The following is a 17,631-nucleotide window of genomic DNA, read 5'->3' as shown; positions in this document are numbered from 1 at the left end:
AGTTTTCTCCTGATTTACTCTGCTAATGACACTGCAAGCTGCTTACGTAGCTCTACTAAGCTTGGATGCTCAAAAATACGCTTAGTTACATCCCCCCAGTCAACATCTGGGTGCTTTTTCTTTAGGGCTGCACTGCCTTGTTTAGCTAATTCTTTACGTTTGCTGTGACCAAAACTTTTTGATTTTGCATGAAATACGTATGTATCATCTGCTATTAATAATGTGTAACCGGCTTTTACAGCCCTAGCACACATATCGTTTTCTTCCCCATAACCTATAGGAAAAGCTACATCGTCGAGTAAACCAATATTATCAAGCATTCGGGTATTTATTAGTTGGCAAAAACCATTTATTACGCCAACTTCTGGGTAATCACGCTGCGAAAGTTGAGCTATTTTGTTGGCTACATCATCAATTGTCATATGTTCAGGTAGCGGGTTTAAATGCCAATCACCACTAGCATCATGCACTTTAGGAACAGACTGCCAGCTTGCAGCATTACTTAGAGCGCCAACCATACCAACATTATCTTGACTCAGCGCGCAATTCATTAACTTGCCTAGCCACCCTTCACTAACAATAGTGTCGCTATTAAGCACAACCACCCAGTCAGCATTAGAGTGCCCAATACCTTTATTAACCGAGCGGGTATAGCCAATATTTTCAGGGTTTGTAATCACCTCTAAATGATTATAACTACTATTAAAAGCGTCAAGCATAATTGCTGTTCTTTCGTCTTGGCCATCGTTAATTACTATTACCCTATGCAGTAAATCTGTTTTTTCTATTAATGAGGATAAGCAAAGTAATACATCGTCACATGCATTATAAACAGGCACTATAATATCTACGAATGGAAACTCTCTTGATGGTCTTGTTAATTTATGAGGTGTTAAAGCGCTAATATGGGCGACAAACTCATTATTACTTTGAAGTGTAGTTTCATTATCGTGTTTTATTAGACTTTGTTTATTTTCAGGTTTAATTGCTTTTTCCGATGACCAAGCATCCAATCCTTTTAATACACTTAACTGTGCTGTGATACTCGTATCTTCAAAACGTAAGCTACTATGAGTTATTGACTCAGTTTCTACAAGCTGAGGCTTTTCATTATTAGACTTAGCGACTAAAGAAACGCCATATACACTAATATCGTTATCATTGGGTAAATCGATTGCTAAAGTTAAAGAAGGCAGCTCAAGAGAGCTATTGAGTATTTTATTTATCTCTATAGCATCAATATTTAAGCTAATTTTTTCTCGGTTGCTAACTACTCTTTTGCGGACAATGTTATATATCACTGCATCATTATGTGCATCGCGTGCAATTATATATATTCTGGGTAAAGTCACCTTTTTCCCTAAACCTGTTGCTTCAACATCCAGTTCAAATTGGTAGTTAATCTCATTTAAACTTTGTTTCGCAAATGGAATAATTAACCTTGCGTATCCATCAAGCTCTTTAGAACGGACTCTCAGCCCAAATTGAGATGTAATTGTGGCACCTAAAGGATCATTTTGACTATTATCACTAATAGCAGCAACCGCAACCTTATCCTGGTTAGCTTTATTCATTTCTATAAACCAGTTTTCGGCTAATTCTTGTGAACGCTTCAGTGAGTTAAAAATAATTCCATTAGGCCAACTTTTTAAATCTCCATTTTTTATAACATTAGTTGTAGTAAAATCTGCTTCTTCAGAAGCTTTGGCTTGTTCAATTGGATCTAACAACTGCTCAGATAACTGAATCATGGCTATATCTATAAACCTACGGCCATGATGCTTTATTGTAAAAGATAAATCTAATTCTGCACTTAATAACCCTTCGGCGTACTCTTCTTCTAATTCGACCACCAAGTGTTGCCATTTAGGAGATAAAAGAACCGGCTCATTAAGGACCCGTTGACCGCTTTTATCTGTAAGAACAAGGTGTAAATGACTATCATGCGAAGCCTTACCAACTACAGCTAGTTTGAGCGTTTTAGCTTGGCAGTTCTCAAAGTTTAATGAAGGCGTTAAAAATAATTGATGGCGCGTATTGTTAATGTCACCGAATGAAAAGCGCGTATAGTAACCGTTAGCGTGTTTTATTCCTTTAGGTGCAATAAAACTGGTTAAAGAAAGGCCAACCCGATGATTAGTTGCAATACTCCAATCTGTAATCGAATTTTGATCTTGGAGTGCGAGGTAGTCATTTTTTATAATATTAACTTTGCTAGGAATATAAGCCTCATATGAAGCTATTATTAAGTCTCCCTGGACTAACCTTAGCGTAATACTACCCTCTTTAGAGTTTAAAAACTCAGTTACATCAATACTAAAACCTGCATTCTTTTCTGTAATTCCTAAATCTAAAATATCTTGTCTTAAAAACAGTTCATTAATATCAGCTACAGTATCACCATCAATGACAATACTTACAGGCTGCTCGTTATCAGTTACAAGCCAACCATTTACGATTCCATTGGAATAAGAATCAATACATCCTTTGATATGCATATTATTTTTCTCTTATAATTAACGTACTTTACAGCGGTGTGTAAAACAAAGTTTTTATTATCAATATTGTGAAGCTGAACCTAATAATTAGGCAATCGTATATTAACCTACAATATTTAGCTTATCTTTATACTCAGTCAACTTACGTTTAATTACTGGGCCATGCGGCCTTAGGGTATAAGCCCTTTTCATTAAATAGTAGGCCATTGTAAGGTCTTCCTTTTCGAGACTAATTGCTTCATCACGTAACTTATTAACGTATTCACTTTCTGTCGTCTTTTGTGCCTCTTTTATTCCATTAAAAATAGAGGTAATAGCTTTATTTGCAGTTAACTCATCCCATGTATTATTACCCTGTTCTGGGTAGTCATCAAAATCATCTTTAAACAAACCGCCTTGAGTAATTTCAAACTCATTATTCAATTTTTGATTACTAACAACGAACTGCTTGTAAAAGTTTTCCGCCGCTGATTTAGAAGGTAGTAACTTACCTTCGCTGGAAAGGTTCTCTCTTATTTTTTTACTAAATTATCATCGTTTAAATTGCTTAAATTGATTAATTGGCCAACTTTTGTAGCCTCAAAGCCTAAAGATTCATTTACTCGAACAGAGTTAACACCCGATAAACCTACTAAATTACAAAAATCGGCGACCACATCCTTTTTTACTAACTTTTCAGGTTCGAAAATCCGAACTTTTATGTTCTGTTTACCAAACGCTTCTGCCCAAACCATACTTCGCTGGTAGTAATTTAAATACTCGCTATTTTTTATATCGAAAGGACAAATAGCAGCGCCGTAATATGCTGTTGAGGGTTTGTTTTTGCCTTTAGAGCCCTCTTGGTGATAAGAAACCATTTGCTTATCTTGTCGCCTGATATAGGTTATGACATCTACATCAAACCCCTTTAGAGCTCGCGCAACGCTCTCAACAGCTTCTTGTGTGTAAAACCATGCAAGAGCTTCTATTGAAATTATTATTTTATCTTGCTGTACCTTTTTTAAAAGTTGGTTAAATTTAACTTCATCTTTAATTGCTGGGCTGTTAAAGCCCTTTAAATCAATCCACTTTTGAGGTAACGGCCTATCAACCCCATCAAAGTCTTGACAAAAGTAGAAAAAACCCTGTTCTACTATTTTATCTTTTGCATCAAAAAGTGATTGCTGGATAGAAGAAGAGCCTGTTTTATGAATGCCGATATGGAGATAGACTTTTTTCATTTATTTAACTCTTTTAAATATTGCGCTATTTTTCTTTTTATTGTTTGCCCCTCAGGGCGTAATACCTCAGCAGCCTTCATTAACTTAAGGCTTAACTCTAAGTTAATTTTTTCTAAGCTAATAGCCGTATCTCTTAAAGCACTATAAGAGGTACACTCATAGCTGTATATATGTATAACCTCTGGTAAAAGAGCTGTTCCTTTCAATACTTGTATGTATTTACTGATATGTTCAACAATAATTTTTTTATCAGCTTTAAGGATTTTTTGCGCATTATTTAGAGCTTCACTTTTGGCCAATTCAATATAAGCTTCAACTGGCTTTCTATGTTTTTCTAAGTAATCAAAGTAGCTTTTGATTTTAATAGAATCAAGCTCAATTATTTGCTGATAATCTTTGTGAAAACCCCAGCGATTATCCTTAATTGGGAGGGTACTTGATGGTCTCTGCCTTGTAAGTAGAGCTAAATACTCTTGCTCTGAACGTAACATACGATGAAGAATCAATGAAGATTGCGAACTTGTGTTTATTTTAATTCTTTGTGTTTTATCATCTATACGCTGTGCTACTTCCCCATTAGCATCTAAGTGAATTACATTACTCTTATTAATCTCTGGTATATGTAATAAATATTTCCCGATATTTTCGACCGCACTTCGAGAAAGAATACTTTTAACATTTTCTTTTACAGTAATATTAATATTCTTAAACGGGAGTTCGAAGGGCTTATCATCACCTGACTGTGCTGCCCAGGGGACTGATAGTATGTCAAAGCTGCCTTTGGAACTAAGATACTCATTTATGGTTTCACCAAAATTATACGAGAACCAAAATTCATCCGCATCTAAAGGAAAAAAGTGGGTTATCTTTTCATTATAACTAGCTTCATTTAATAAAAAGCAGAATGAATAATACTGTAAATACATATTGATCCCATCTTTATTTGGGAACATATCTAACCACGTTGTATCAAATACTTTTATATTTTTATTATTAACAGAAAGTGCCTTTACAACCTTTTTAGTATCATCGCATGAACGATTAATAGCTATATATACTTCACTAAACCCCATAAAAAAGCAGTGATTAATCCAGTCTGTAATATATGGCGCTTCATCTTTTATAACTGTTAATGCTGCTACATTTACCATAATAACTTCTCTTGTTTATCTTCTATTTATTAAATGTTGATAAATTTCTAAATCTTTATCAATCAAAGGGTATAAACTTTTTTTAATATCATCCCTACTAGGATCAAGCCCAAATTTAGTATTTAGAACATTATCACGGCTATTTTCGCTTTTAACTTTAAAGCCATAAAAGTCTACAAGTTGATTGAGAAAGCCATCTATATCATCATCAAGTCCTACAAAGCGGAAATTTTTTAAGTTATGAATGGCATCAACAATATCTTCAACATCAACTTTAGGCTTTTGAATATTTTTGCGTATATATCGAGTTTGCGTATTATCGAACAGTAAAAATTCAGGTCCCTCAAAAGAGCTAATTAACTTACTAAGGCTATTTGCGCAACTGAAATCGCAATGGCTAAGTTTCTGGCTTAGGTTTTGTATATATTCTGGGTGATTTAAAAAGCGCTCGCGATTTTCAGGTAAAGCTAACGCTTTAACCCACGCTAAATGTGAAATAACATGGGAGTAAGGCTCTCTGAAGGTAATTGCTTTCTCAAAATGCTTTAATAAGTTAACTTTATTAAACTGTGTAAGTGGAATATGTCCGGAAATGTAATTTAAATCTAGTGCTTCAACTTTACTCCCCCAATCAGCTACAGATTCAACGTGCACTAAACTATACTCAGCACCAAATGCATTAGTTAAAAAGTTATTTACTGTAGAACCTGCCGTTTTTGCGATATGCACAAACAGTAGCGGGCTGTAGGACATAATTGCGGCTACTGGATAGAGCTTATTATTAAGCTCAATACAAAGCTTATACTTAAATGGCTTCTCCATATCTAAGTCGATAGGGATTTCAAATCCACAATTATTAGCGTTCTTTACATTAGGATAAAGGCTTGGCAGGTTTGGTCTTAAATGATCGCATGTAATAGCATGCTGCTCGTTAGTGGATGTATCAATAAATAATAATTTACAAGGTAAATTACTTTTATTGATAACCCAACCCTTTATCTTAGAGCTATTAACTTGGTACTCATCAAGATGAAAGTGAAACTCATCACTATTCCATTTTGTTGTATCATAAATATATTTAAGCATTTATAGAAAAGTCTTCTCTTGCCAGTGTTAAATTAGGACTATAGCTAGGATCTGTACTTTGGTCGGTCCCCCATGTAGCTTTCATATATTCTACTTCTTTATTAAAGCGCGCTACTTTTTCAGGATTATCTTCAGCACCACGGCTTATTGATTCATAATGGTATAGTTCTGCATAAGGAGTCCATAAATTACGGTAGCCTGCGGCTTGTACTTTTAAGCAAAAGTCTACATCGTTAAAAGCAACGGTTAAGTCTTCTTCATTTAAGCCATTAACCTCATCAAACACAGCTTTACGTACAAGTAAGCATGCAGCTGTCACTGCAGATAAGTTTTGTACAACATTTAATCGGCTAAAGTGCCCATGTTCGTTTTTTTTATAATGCTTATGCGAGTGCCCTGCCACCCCTCCGATCCCTATAATCACACCTGCATGTTGAATAGTGTCATTATGAAAATATAACTTAGCTCCTACACACCCTATATCTTCACGCAGAGAGTGTGAAACCATTTCAGTTAACCATTCAGGGTTTATAACTTCTACATCATTATTTATTAAGCCAATTACCTCACCTTTAGCGTGTGTGGCAGCAAAGTTATTAATAGCTGAATAATTAAATGGGTAAGGGTAGCGTAAAACAGTTACTTTTTTGTGCTTGTCCAGTTCTTTAAAATACTCTAAGGCTGTAGGGTCGTTTGAGTTGTTATCAACCAATAAAATTTCATAATTTTGATAGGTGGTTTTATCCAAAATTGAATCTATGGCTTGTTTGGTAATTTCGTAGCCATTATAGGTAGGTATAATTAATGACACTAATGGCTCATCACCATTTGTATTAATGGCAGGCCAATTTACTTTATATATATTTGCATGCTTACCTTGCTCAACAGTGACCGGTTTATCGAGTGCTTTGAAGTGATCTTCAAGTGCTTTTATGCCAGCCTCTGTAGTATATGATTTTTCACCATGCCCTAAAGCAGTTGAGCCTTCCACAATTCGCCAGTGGTAAAGTACTTTAGGTATATGCACAATTTTTTTATGGTCTATTTCACGCGAGTAACGTAATAGTAAGTCATAATCTTGGCTGCCTTCGTAGCCTTTTCTAAAACCACCAATTTTATTTACTATATCTGTTTTATAGACACCTAAGTGCGATACATAATTTTGGCTATATAGTAAATCTAGATTCCAGCTTGATTTAAAGTGAGGGTCGCATCGATTGCCCTGTTCATTAATTTTATCTTCATCGCTGTAGATAAATGATGTTTCAGGGTTTTCGTTTAGTACCTTTATAACTTCATACAATGCATGCTGACTTAACTCGTCATCGTGATCGAGTAATGCAACCCATTCACCGGTTGCTACTTCAAGCGCACTATTACTTGCCTCAGAAATATGACCATTTTGCTCTCTAAACACGACCCTAATTTTTGGTTCTAAGTTTTGATAGTGCTCTAAAACCTCTTTTACATGCTTTTGCGGTGAGCAGTCATCTGCTAAACACAGTTGCCAGTTTATATACGACTGCTTACGTACTGATTCTATACATTTAATAAGTAACTCTTTATCAGGGTTATAAACAGGTACAACTATCGAAATAGTTGGCTGATGTTTAAACTGCGCTAAGTTACTTTGAATTTCTAAAAAATTATCTTTTTCATTGTTCAAGCGCCAGGCTTGATAAGGATCGGCATTAGATTGATCTGCTTTAGGCTGTACATATTCATTGTAAATACGCCCTTCTCTAAGCCCTGTAAATAACAAATGAGATAATAAAGGACCACTCCACTCAGTTAGATCGGGGTTCTGTTCCAAATATAATGATGGGTTAAAATACGGAGAAGGTTTACGCCCCTCCTGCTCGCCATATTTCAAATAATGGTAAAAGGGATTAATACCTGTTGTGGCAATATCGTGATTGTTAGCTAAATAATAGCTTGAGTCAAAGTGTGGGTTTGGACTCTTTCTTTTAGCTGCTCCTTTTATAATATAGTCAGCAATCAAACTTGTGTGAGTTAGCTCATCGCTTTCTAATTGCCCTAAGTAGTAACCTTCATCCCATAAGCTAGAATCGGCTATAACCTTTTCAACATCCTCAAGTAATACCCCATCAACTAAGCCAATAGATTCAAGTAAGTCTTGGCTACTAATTTCTAACATATCTTCTTGAACAATTTTCCCTTTATCATCTTTGGTTATAACTTTTAACGTCAAAGTATTCACTGAAAACCAATGAGGCTGCAAGTCTCGAATATCAAGTAAATACTGAAACCCACAATTAGTATTGTTTACAATTTCTTGTAAATCATCTCTAGGTATATTACAGGTGGAACTCGTTATTTTAACGTTATTGATATAAATATCGGCCTTACTTGCCCCTTCACACCAGCCTGAAATTGAGTTTTCAACTAAGCCATCAAAGCAACATGCAGTCTGCCTCTTTAGTAATTTAAAGTTTAATTCTTTGCTCAATTGTTCCATGCTTAAGGGACATAGAGCCTCGTCTTCAATGCTTTTCTTATAGACAAACTGCACCTTCATAGTAATTGAAGTTAGAGCGCACCATTCTTGCTTAATTTCGGATGCTTTTAATTTATAACTAAAACTAGCATTAGCGTTATCTAATACACCTTGTAGGTCACTTCTGTGTTCATTACAAGGTACTTCAGCTATCTTAACATCACCTAACCATATGATGGCTTTATCTGCACGTTGAGACCAACCACGTAAATAGCCTTCAACACATCCGTCTAAAAAAAATTTTGGCAAACTTGTATTTAGCGGCACTTCTGTTTTTTTATATCGTTTAAACATGGCGTTCCTTTATTTAGCTAAAAGCGGCGTCCACCAAGCTTCATTATCTAAATACCAGTTTAGTGTTTTAGCAAAACCTGTTTCAAAGCTCTCTGCTGGTACATAACCTAGCTCGTTATTTGTTTTTGTAGCATCAATCGCATAGCGACGGTCGTGCCCTGCACGGTCTTCAACATAAGTAATTAGTTGCTCAACGTTATTTTCTATAGCCGATTTTGCATTACGGAAGCGCTTTGCAAGTTCGGGGTTGTTTGCAAACTTTTCGCCCATTACTTTACATACCAATTTAACTATATCTATGTTGGCCCATTCGTTATTGCCACCAATGTTATAGTTTTCACCTATACGGCCTTTTTTAAGTACTAGCTCTATACCACGGGCGTGATCTTCTACGTATAACCAGTCACGAATTTGCTGGCCATCGCCATACACTGGCAGTGGTTTATCGTTTAAAATATTAGTAACTATTAAAGGTATTAACTTTTCAGGAAAGTGGTAAGGCCCATAGTTGTTTGAGCAGTTTGAAGTAGTTACCTCAAGCCCATAAGTATGGTGATACGCGCGTACTAAATGATCGCTCGCCGCTTTTGATGCAGAATATGGTGAGTTTGGCGCATAGGCGGTGTCTTCGGTAAAAGCAGGGTCTGTCGCGCTAAGCGTGCCGTAAACCTCGTCGGTACTTACATGATGAAAACGATGCGCTAAAGGCTCGTTACCATTAGCTTTTGGCTCGTCTATCCACTTTTTTTTAGCTGCTTTTAATAAGCTGTAAGTACCAAGTATATTTGTTTCTATAAAGGCATCTGGCCCTGTTATTGAGCGGTCAACATGTGACTCGGCAGCAAAATGCACTATGGTATTTAACTGGTGCGTGTCTATTAGCTGCTCTATTAATGCAGTATCGCAAATATCGCCGTGCACAAAGGTCATGTTTGGGTTGTTTGCTACTAGGTCTAGGTTGGCTTTATTACCTGCATAGGTTAGTGCATCTAGTACGATTACTTTGTCTTGCGGGTTTTGAGCTAACCAATAATGTACAAAATTGGCACCTATAAACCCTGCTCCACCGGTTACTAATAGATTTTTTACTGACATTTTTTATTCCATTTACAAATTTTGTTAAAGCTAAGAGCTGCGGGCTACGAGCTTCGAGCTATGAGCTATGAGCTGCGAGCTATGAGCTTCGAGCTGTGAGCTTCGAGCTACGAGCTATGAGCTATGAGCTATGAGCTATGAGCTAAGAGCCATGAGCTATGAGCTAAGAGCCATGAGCTATGAGCTATGAGCTAAGAGCCATGAGCTATGAGCTAAGAGCCATGAGCTATGAGCTATGAGCTAAGAGCTATGAGCTAAGAGCTATGAGCTGCAAGCTAAGAGCTATGAGCTGCTAGTTATTAGGTAACTCATTTAGCATTGTTTTTAATTGTGTGCGCCAATGTATTGTTTTAACGCCAGTTAGCTCTTCTGCCTGTGCTTTATTTAACACACTAAACGCAGGGCGTTTAGCTGGCGTTGGGTAACTCGCTGCCGGTATTGCACTGATTGGGATTGCTTTACTTAATAGGCCTTGTTCTATTGCTAGCTCTTGTATTGCTACTGCAAAGTCGTACCACGATGCCACCCCTGCGTCGGTCCAATTTAAAATAGTGGCTGTATTTGCATTATTAACCTGTAGCGCATAATTATTTTTGTTCACTAATGCCCATAGCATATTGGCAAGGCCTGCGGCCCACGTAGGCGTGCCTACTTGGTCGCCTACTATACCTAATTGTTCTTTATCGTTCATTAGGCGCAACATAGTTTTTACAAAATTATTACCAAATACCGAGTACACCCAAGCGGTTCGTACTATGGTTGCATGCCCCCCTAATATATTGCTAATTTGCTGCTCACCAGCAAGTTTTGATGCACCATAAACTCCTAATGGGTTAGTGGCATCGCTGGCGGTATAGGGCATAGTACTTGTGCCATCAAACACAAAATCGGTCGATACATGTATTAATTTAGCGTTTATGTGCTTGCATACAGTAGCTAAATTAGCTGGGCCTTGCTCGTTTACAGCATAAGCTTGCTTAGTATCAGTTTCGGCTTTATCTACTGCGGTATACGCTGCTGCGTTAATAACTATATCGGGGGAGTGGCTAATTAAAAGCTCGTTTACTTGCTCTGCATTGGCTATATCGAGTTCTTGGCTACCAAAGCATATTAGCTCTATATTACTTGGGCAGCTTTTTTGTAGCTCAGAGCCTAACTGGCCGTTTTTACCTGTTACTAATACTTTCATAATGACTACTTTAACTGGTTAACTTAAAACGTTGGTGCATTTGTAAATGCAAGGCCTGCTTCGTCTTTTGCCGAAAGCTGCGGTAGTTTACCCTCAACTAACGGCCACTCTATATTAAGTGTTGGGTCGTCCCACTTAATTGATACCTCAGCATTTGGGTTATATATATCGGTACATTTATAAACAAACTCGGCGCTATCGGTGGTTACATAAAACCCATGGGCAAAGCCTTCTGGTACCCATAATTGGCGTTTGTTTTCAGCCGACAATAACACCCCAACCCACTGCCCGTAAGTAGGCGAATCTTTGCGCATATCTACGGCTACGTCAAACACTTCGCCTTGGGTAACACGTACTAATTTACCTTGGGTATTTTGTGTTTGGTAATGTAAGCCTCGTAGTATGCCATGGGCCGACTTACTATGGTTTTCTTGTACAAAGGTGCGCTCGCCACAGTGTTGGTTAAATAGCTCAGTGCGAAAGGTTTCCATAAAAAAACCGCGCTCGTCGCCAAAAACTTGTGGCTCTATTATTTTTACATCGGGTATTTTTGTTTGTGTAAACTTCATTATTAATGCCTTTTAAAATACGGTTTGATCTAACAACGCAAGTAAGTATTTACCATAGCCTGACTTTTTAAGCGGTTTGGCTAATTGTTTAAGTTGCTCTGCGTTTATGTAACCCATACGGTAGGCTATTTCTTCTGGGCAGTTAATTTTTAAGCCTTGGCGTTTTTCTATTGCACGAATAAAATTAGCAGCATCAAGTAGGTCATCTAATGTACCTGTATCTAACCATGCTGTACCGCGGCCCATTATTTCTACGTTGAGCTCTTTATTTGCGAGGTATTGATCTATTACATCGGTTATTTCTAGCTCGCCACGCGCTGATGGCTTAACATTTTTTGCAAATTCAACCACACGGCTATCAAAAAAGTATAAACCTGGTACGGCGTAGTTAGATTTAGGTTTGTCGGGTTTTTCTTCTATTGATATGGCTTTGCCGTTTTGGTCAAACTCTACCACTCCGTACGATTTAGGGTTAGCAACGTGGTAGCCAAATACCGTTGCACCTTGCTCGCATGTAGTTGCATTTTGTAGCGATATTGATAAGTCGTGGCCGTAAAAAAGGTTATCGCCCAATACTAAGGCTGCACACTGCCCTTGTAAAAAGTCTTCGGCTAACAAAAAAGCTTGCGCTAGGCCGTCGGGGCTGGGTTGCTCTTTGTATTCAAAGCTAATACCCCATGCACTGCCATCGCCTAGTAACTCTTTAAAGCGCGGTAGCTCTGTTGGGGTAGATATAATTAAAATTTCGGTTATGCCCGCCATCATTAATGTCGACACGGGGTAAAAAATCATGGGTTTGTCGTACACAGGCATTAATTGCTTACTTACCACTTTTGTAAGCGGGTATAAACGTGTACCCGAGCCGCCCGCTAATATAATGCCCTTACGGGCCGACTTGTGCTGTGGCTTTGTTAATGAATGCATATAGATTCCTGTCTATCTAATTATTTAATTATTATTTGCGCGCTAAGTACTGTGCTACCTTAGCTCTTTTACCGTTGCTAAAATTATTTTACCTATGCCAAATAGCATTAGCTGCAGCACTGCAAATAGTAAAATATTGTATAGCGTGTTTGGGTATTGGTGGTCTTGCGGTAGCGTTGCCGTCTCCACCACTACTAAATATTTAAGCTGCCTATAGGCCTCTATTCTGGCTTTATCTAGCGATACCTCCGATGCGGTGTACCCTTTTAAGGCAAGCTCTAGCTCTATTTTTAAATCAGAAAACTGCGCTAACACTTGGCTTACCGCTCTGTTATTAGCTGTTGTACTTGTGGGCTCCGAACCTTGCTGCGAAAGCCTTTCGCGCTCAAGCTCTAGCTGAGTTTTTAATGCATTTAGCTCGGCCTCAAGCATTACTACTTGCGGGGCTCTGTCGGTCATGGTTGAGCGCAGGCCTTTTAGCTGCGCACTTTTAGTGGCTATTTGCCCCTCTAACCCGTAAGTTATTTGCTGTAGCGCTAGGCCTTCAGCTTCTGGGTCTAGTAGGTTGTTTTTTTGCTGAAAGGCAAGTATGTTTTTTTGCGCATCGCGCAGGCGCTGCTCTACCTTTGCGTGCTCTAAGCGTATAAATTGTAATTGCGCCTCAGCTAATTGATGGCCAATAGAATTTATATACCACTCTGCTCTGCTCACTATTATTTTGGTTAAGTTATTAGCAAACTCTGGGGTAAAACCTTGGGCTAATATTTTTAATACACCTGAGCCTTCGTCAATTTCAATCTTGGTGTGATCAATGTAGTAATTTAGCAGGTCTTCGCTGCTGGCATCGCTACTTAGCCCTGTAAAAATATCACCATGGTGTTGGTAATGCGCTTTTAAATTACTATGCTGTTGCAGGTAGTTAAGCATGTCTTGCGAATGAATATAAGCTTTTGCTATTTCGCTATCGGCTGTTGAGCTACCGCCCACTCCTAAACCGCTTAAAAGCGCCATAGATGGGTCCATTGTGCTCATGCCATCGGGTTGCTGAATTATTAACTGTGCTCGGCTTTCATACCTTGGGGCTGCTAAAACAAGTTGGTAAAAAGCAAATAATACAAAAGGCACAACCAACAGCACAAACCACGGTTTGGTTAATAAATGCAGCCCACGTTTGTTGTTTAATTTAGCAATAGCAGATTGCTTTATATTTGGTTTTACATGTTGCTCGGTAGATGTACTTGTTTGAGTTTGCTTTGCCTTGCTGTTTATTTTGTTAGTAAGCCTAGCTAGCTCTTTATTTATTTGCTCATTTTTAGGTTTTAAATTACGTGCGCGTTGCATAACACGCCTTGCTAGGTATACATCGTTTTGCTCAACTTGTTGCGCAAGCCCAATAAGCTTTTCGCCATTATCCCAAATAGCTTTATCGGTTTTTAGCCCTAGCTCTGTAAAGCGTTGTTCTATTTTTTCTACCGCTTGTTGACTCATAATTATAATGCCTGGTAATGAGCAATTCCTTGCTCTAAATCGTTGTAAAAAGTGAGTTCGCCTTTATGCAATACAATAGCACTATCGCAAAAATGGCGCAGTTCGTCCATTTCGTGGCTAACCATAATAACATTGGCATTTTTACTTTTTTGTGTAAGTGCTTGGCGGGTTTTTTTTCTAAAGTTTGCATCGCCCACCGAGGTAACTTCATCTATTAGGTATACGTCAAAGTCTATACCTATTGAGCACGCAAACGCTAGGCGAGGTTTCATACCGCTTGAGTAGGTATTTACTGGCAAATCAAACTTTGGGCCTAGCTCTGCAAATTGGCGAACACGGCGCACATATAAATCTAGGTCGGCTACGCCGTTTATCATGCCTATAAAGCGGGCGTTTTCGGCGCCACTCATTTGTGGGTGAATCCCTGTTGCTAGGGCTACCGGCCACGATAAATGCAGGTCGGTAATAATTTTGCCTTTGTTGGGGTATTCACTCCCCGCTAGCATTTTAAATAACGTAGATTTACCAGCCCCGTTTGAGCCTAAAATAGCAATATTATGGCCACTGGGTATTTCAAAGCTTACATTTTTAAAAACGTACTGCTTGCCTATAGCCGAGGGGTAATATTTAGTAATATTTTGCAGCTTAATCATATTATTTCCTGCTTCATAACATTACCTACTCACGGCCTGTTTCCAAGTAGCTTGGTAAACACACAAAGAAAAAAACAAACAAGTAAAAGCGCTTGAGAATAAATAAAATTCGCTAACCCCTTCATTCCCATAAGTGGGGTAAGCTGCATAGCGTGTTAACTCTATGGCATGTAAAATAGGGTTCCAATCTAAATATGGCCAATATTCTTTAGGCACGTCTTGCAACGAAAAGAATACTCCTGATATAAAAAATAAAGGTCTTGTTAATATGCCTTGAACCTTCGAAAACTCAGGTATGTAACATTGTACAATCGCAAATAGTAACCCAAATGACATTGAAAATACCCATAATGCAAATATATTAAGGATCATAAAAAGAGGATCGCTTAGCTTTACTTCCAAGCCTATAAAATACATAAATATGAAAATACATACGAATACAGATATCTTAACTAAAAAATTAAAAAAGCCTGTAGCTAAAACACTACTAATAGGCTGCACCTGTCTAAAGGCAAACAGTGATTTATTCTTTTTGATGGAAGAGGAGCAACTAGAGAGCGTTCCTAAAAACAACTGAATTAGTAGTAAACCATACATCATAAAATCAAATGTCGGGACAGTGTGCGTTTCGCCACCATCCATCCGCCCACGTATATAAGAAAGCATAATAATAAAACTTAACGGCTGTACAACCGCCCAAGCAAGCCCTAATTTATCGTTAAAGCCTGTGCGGATTTCGCGTACAAATAGGGCAAATATAACGTCGCGCCATATTGCCCAGTTATTTCGTTTTAGTACGGTGGTCATTTAGGTGGCCACATTTGCCGCAATAGCAATTTGATAAATTATTTGCGTTATGTCTTTAACCGATTGCAAAAATTTGGTGTCTACTTTTGGAAGTACCAAAATTTGATCGCCTGGCTTTAAGGTGCCGTAAGCGTCAAGATCTATCATGCCGTTAGGGTGTATAACCATTATTTGGTCGTAATTGGCGCGCTCGCTATAGCCACCCGCCCATGCTATGTAGTCGTCTATTGTAGCATTGGGGTTATAAACCAATGCCTGCGGCATGAGTACTTCGCCCCCAATGTGTATTAGGTCTGTTTTAGCGGGTATGTGTATTATGTCGCCTTGTTCTAACCTAATATTGGCAACTTGCCCTTGGTCGGCAATTACCACTTTACCTAACGGTGTTATTTTACGTGCGCGCTCGGTAAATTCTAAAATCATTTTACCTTCTTCTGCGCGAATTTTTGCTTCGCCGTCTGATGAGGCTGGCGCTGTAAATACGCTACGCTCTAAGCGCTCTAGCGATTGGTCTATCATTTCTTTTTGTTTTTTAGCTACGCTTTTACGTTGTATGTAAATAGATTGGTAGTCGGCTAACGATTTATCTATTTGAATATGCGCAAGTAGGTCGTGCAAACGCGTGTTTTTATTAACAGCAAAGTACGAAGGCCCTAAGTAGCTACCATCTACTTGTATATCGATAACTTGGGCTCGCATGTCGTCGTTAAAAATTAGGCGGTCGCCATCTTTAAGCTCAAAGTTTTTAAATTCGTTATAGGGTAAATAAACCGAAAATGGGCCGTCGGCTCTGTCGCCAACTACGCCTACATGGCTAACTTTAGCCAGTGGTAATGCAAACTTGGCGAGCTGCTCGCCTGTTGCGTGGCTTTGTAAAAATTCGAACCTAAAAGGCGCGCGTACACTCCCTGACACAACCACAGTGGCTTTTTGGCGCTCTACTAATATTACGTCGTTATCTTTAAAGTTAAACTTAGGTAGGTAACCCGTTAGTATAAAGTCGTACAGGTCTATATTTTGAATTACTTTGTTATTACGCAACACTTTTATTGAACGATAGCTGCCTCGCTCTGAGTCTATTCCGCCTGCGCGTTTTAAGTAATATAAAATACTGTCGGATGCGATACCAGCGTATTGCCCGGGACGAATTACGCTACCACTAATGTAAACGCTCACTGGTGTTGCTGTAAGCAGGTTTACATAAATTTGTACGCTTTTTTTGTATACCTCTTTTATTTTATTGCTTACGTAGGTATTTAACTGACTTGCTTTTACATCGGCCACATAAACCGGGCCAACATTGGTAATAAACAGGTTGCCTTGGTTATCTACGGTTACCACTTCAGATTGGTTAATTGCGCCCCATAACCATATTGATACTTTGTCGCCTGGGGCTACTGTGTAGTCGTCGTTTAAACCATCTAGGCGCTCGCTTTCGTATCCGCCGGCAAATAAATTAGCACCATACGGAGGGGGTAAGCCTTGCTCTGAGCTAGGTAAAAGTTCTGCTGCTGACATTTCGCCTGGTAACAATGTGCCCGAACGCCCTTGCTTGCTAAATGTGCCATTTTGTAGCTCTGCATTAGGTAATTGCGTTTGCGTTGTGCCTGCGTTTTCAAGCTGTGTTAGCGACATTTGCTCAGCAGCGCTTAGATTTAGCGATACAATAATGCTGGCGCCAATAATTAAATTAAAAATTAGCTTAAAGCTTTGGTTAAAGGTATTCATAAATTGGCTCAAGCTCCAAAACTTATAGTATTATTTTTGTTTTTAATGACTTGTGGTGCCATTACCCACTGATCAGTTTGGCTGTTTTTACACATGGCTTGGCGAGTTTGAGCAGAGCTTTGCCCTTGCTGATTTAAAAATAACTCGCGGCATTGTTCACCCAGTGCAGAGGTGTATTTTTTTCCTAGGGTAAACTCAATATTTTTATAGCTACCTTGGTAACCAACAGGTTTACTTTGAATTAGTTGTGTAAATGCTAATGGAATTACATTTTGATTAGTGTGTACTACAGGCTCGTTTATAAGTGCGCGGGTAGCATGAAGAACTGGGGGAGATGATGTACAACCAAGTAAAAATAAAATTGGCATTAGTGACGTAAGAGCTAAGTTTATTTTCATAATTTTTTTAGTC

Annotated in this window: 15 protein-coding genes; all 15 read right to left on the bottom strand. The window is 38.4% G+C overall.

The window, feature by feature from the left end; all coding sequences use genetic code 11:
• Positions 1-14: 14 nt before the first annotated feature.
• The 15 genes from EJ103_RS02185 to EJ103_RS02115 all read right to left on the bottom strand — a co-directional run bounded on the left by EJ103_RS02185 (position 15) and on the right by EJ103_RS02115 (position 17,618).
• Positions 15-2,498: a glycosyltransferase family 2 protein gene (locus tag EJ103_RS02185; RefSeq protein ID WP_126005809.1), complete on the bottom strand. Its 2,484-nt coding sequence runs from the start codon at positions 2,496-2,498 to the stop codon at positions 15-17.
• A gap of 102 nt (positions 2,499-2,600) precedes the next feature.
• Positions 2,601-2,921, bottom strand: coding sequence for a hypothetical protein (locus EJ103_RS02180; RefSeq protein ID WP_126005807.1), 321 nt, complete (start codon positions 2,919-2,921; stop codon positions 2,601-2,603).
• Between the two features lie 89 nt (positions 2,922-3,010).
• Positions 3,011-3,718 carry a hypothetical protein gene (locus tag EJ103_RS02175; protein WP_126005805.1) on the bottom strand — a complete coding sequence of 236 codons (708 nt, stop codon included), beginning with the start codon at positions 3,716-3,718 and terminating at the stop codon, positions 3,011-3,013.
• The gene (locus EJ103_RS02170; RefSeq protein WP_126005803.1) at positions 3,715-4,869 is read right to left on the bottom strand and encodes a glycosyltransferase family 2 protein; all 1,155 of its coding nucleotides are present in this window, start codon (positions 4,867-4,869) and stop codon (positions 3,715-3,717) included. Before EJ103_RS02170 ends, EJ103_RS02175 begins: the two co-directional genes overlap by 4 nt.
• 15 nt (positions 4,870-4,884) lie before the next feature.
• Positions 4,885-5,955: a hypothetical protein gene (locus EJ103_RS02165; protein WP_126005801.1), complete on the bottom strand. Its 1,071-nt coding sequence runs from the start codon at positions 5,953-5,955 to the stop codon at positions 4,885-4,887.
• Entirely contained in the window at positions 5,948-8,767 is a 2,820-nt protein-coding gene (locus EJ103_RS02160; RefSeq protein WP_126005799.1) for a glycosyltransferase family 2 protein, read from the bottom strand. The genes EJ103_RS02165 and EJ103_RS02160 overlap by 8 nt, the downstream gene beginning before the upstream one ends.
• Positions 8,768-8,776: 9 nt before the next feature.
• Positions 8,777-9,862 carry a dTDP-glucose 4,6-dehydratase gene (rfbB, locus tag EJ103_RS02155; RefSeq protein ID WP_126005797.1) on the bottom strand — a complete coding sequence of 362 codons (1,086 nt, stop codon included), beginning with the start codon at positions 9,860-9,862 and terminating at the stop codon, positions 8,777-8,779.
• 292 nt (positions 9,863-10,154) lie between these two features.
• Positions 10,155-11,051 carry a dTDP-4-dehydrorhamnose reductase gene (gene rfbD, locus EJ103_RS02150; RefSeq protein WP_126005795.1) on the bottom strand — a complete coding sequence of 299 codons (897 nt, stop codon included), beginning with the start codon at positions 11,049-11,051 and terminating at the stop codon, positions 10,155-10,157.
• Positions 11,052-11,074: 23 nt separating this feature from the next.
• Positions 11,075-11,620, bottom strand: a complete 546-nt coding sequence (rfbC, locus tag EJ103_RS02145) for a dTDP-4-dehydrorhamnose 3,5-epimerase (protein WP_126005793.1) — start codon at positions 11,618-11,620, stop codon at positions 11,075-11,077.
• Positions 11,621-11,632: 12 nt separating this feature from the next.
• The gene (rfbA, locus tag EJ103_RS02140) at positions 11,633-12,544 is read right to left on the bottom strand and encodes a glucose-1-phosphate thymidylyltransferase RfbA (protein ID WP_126005791.1); all 912 of its coding nucleotides are present in this window, start codon (positions 12,542-12,544) and stop codon (positions 11,633-11,635) included.
• Between the two features lie 54 nt (positions 12,545-12,598).
• Positions 12,599-14,032, bottom strand: a complete 1,434-nt coding sequence (locus EJ103_RS02135; protein WP_126005789.1) for a lipopolysaccharide biosynthesis protein — start codon at positions 14,030-14,032, stop codon at positions 12,599-12,601.
• A 2-nt stretch (positions 14,033-14,034) separates the two neighbouring features.
• Positions 14,035-14,685 (bottom strand): ABC transporter ATP-binding protein, encoded by a 651-nt coding sequence (locus tag EJ103_RS02130; RefSeq protein WP_126005787.1) that lies wholly within the window; start codon positions 14,683-14,685, stop codon positions 14,035-14,037.
• A 21-nt stretch (positions 14,686-14,706) separates the two neighbouring features.
• The gene (locus EJ103_RS02125; protein ID WP_126005785.1) at positions 14,707-15,492 is read right to left on the bottom strand and encodes an ABC transporter permease; all 786 of its coding nucleotides are present in this window, start codon (positions 15,490-15,492) and stop codon (positions 14,707-14,709) included.
• Positions 15,493-17,220: a polysaccharide biosynthesis/export family protein gene (locus EJ103_RS02120; protein ID WP_126005783.1), complete on the bottom strand. Its 1,728-nt coding sequence runs from the start codon at positions 17,218-17,220 to the stop codon at positions 15,493-15,495.
• Between the two features lie 8 nt (positions 17,221-17,228).
• Entirely contained in the window at positions 17,229-17,618 is a 390-nt protein-coding gene (locus EJ103_RS02115) for a DVU3141 family protein (RefSeq protein ID WP_126005781.1), read from the bottom strand.
• Positions 17,619-17,631 lie beyond the last annotated feature (13 nt).

The organism is Pseudoalteromonas sp. Xi13, assembly GCF_003952205.1.
Taxonomy (GTDB): domain Bacteria; phylum Pseudomonadota; class Gammaproteobacteria; order Enterobacterales; family Alteromonadaceae; genus Pseudoalteromonas; species Pseudoalteromonas atlantica.
Note: the sequence above shows the minus strand (reverse complement) of the source record. Positions and strands in the feature narration are given on the sequence as shown.

Bases quoted from the DNA above. Each gene is read 5' to 3' on its own strand.
- EJ103_RS02135 (WP_126005789.1), bottom strand. From the start codon at position 14,032: ATGAGTCAACAAGCGGTAGAAAAAATAGAACAACGCTTTACAGAGCTA.
- rfbD (WP_126005795.1), bottom strand. From the start codon at position 11,051: ATGAAAGTATTAGTAACAGGTAAAAACGGCCAGTTAGGCTCTGAGCTA.
- EJ103_RS02185 (WP_126005809.1), bottom strand. From the start codon at position 2,498: ATGCATATCAAAGGATGTATTGATTCTTATTCCAATGGAATCGTAAAT.
- EJ103_RS02175 (WP_126005805.1), bottom strand. From the start codon at position 3,718: ATGAAAAAAGTCTATCTCCATATCGGCATTCATAAAACAGGCTCTTCT.
- rfbC (WP_126005793.1), bottom strand. From the start codon at position 11,620: ATGAAGTTTACACAAACAAAAATACCCGATGTAAAAATAATAGAGCCA.
- rfbB (WP_126005797.1), bottom strand. From the start codon at position 9,862: ATGTCAGTAAAAAATCTATTAGTAACCGGTGGAGCAGGGTTTATAGGT.
- rfbA (WP_126005791.1), bottom strand. From the start codon at position 12,544: ATGCATTCATTAACAAAGCCACAGCACAAGTCGGCCCGTAAGGGCATT.
- EJ103_RS02115 (WP_126005781.1), bottom strand. From the start codon at position 17,618: ATGAAAATAAACTTAGCTCTTACGTCACTAATGCCAATTTTATTTTTA.
- EJ103_RS02130 (WP_126005787.1), bottom strand. From the start codon at position 14,685: ATGATTAAGCTGCAAAATATTACTAAATATTACCCCTCGGCTATAGGC.
- EJ103_RS02120 (WP_126005783.1), bottom strand. From the start codon at position 17,220: ATGAATACCTTTAACCAAAGCTTTAAGCTAATTTTTAATTTAATTATT.
- EJ103_RS02160 (WP_126005799.1), bottom strand. From the start codon at position 8,767: ATGTTTAAACGATATAAAAAAACAGAAGTGCCGCTAAATACAAGTTTG.
- EJ103_RS02125 (WP_126005785.1), bottom strand. From the start codon at position 15,492: ATGACCACCGTACTAAAACGAAATAACTGGGCAATATGGCGCGACGTT.
- EJ103_RS02165 (WP_126005801.1), bottom strand. From the start codon at position 5,955: ATGCTTAAATATATTTATGATACAACAAAATGGAATAGTGATGAGTTT.
- EJ103_RS02170 (WP_126005803.1), bottom strand. From the start codon at position 4,869: ATGGTAAATGTAGCAGCATTAACAGTTATAAAAGATGAAGCGCCATAT.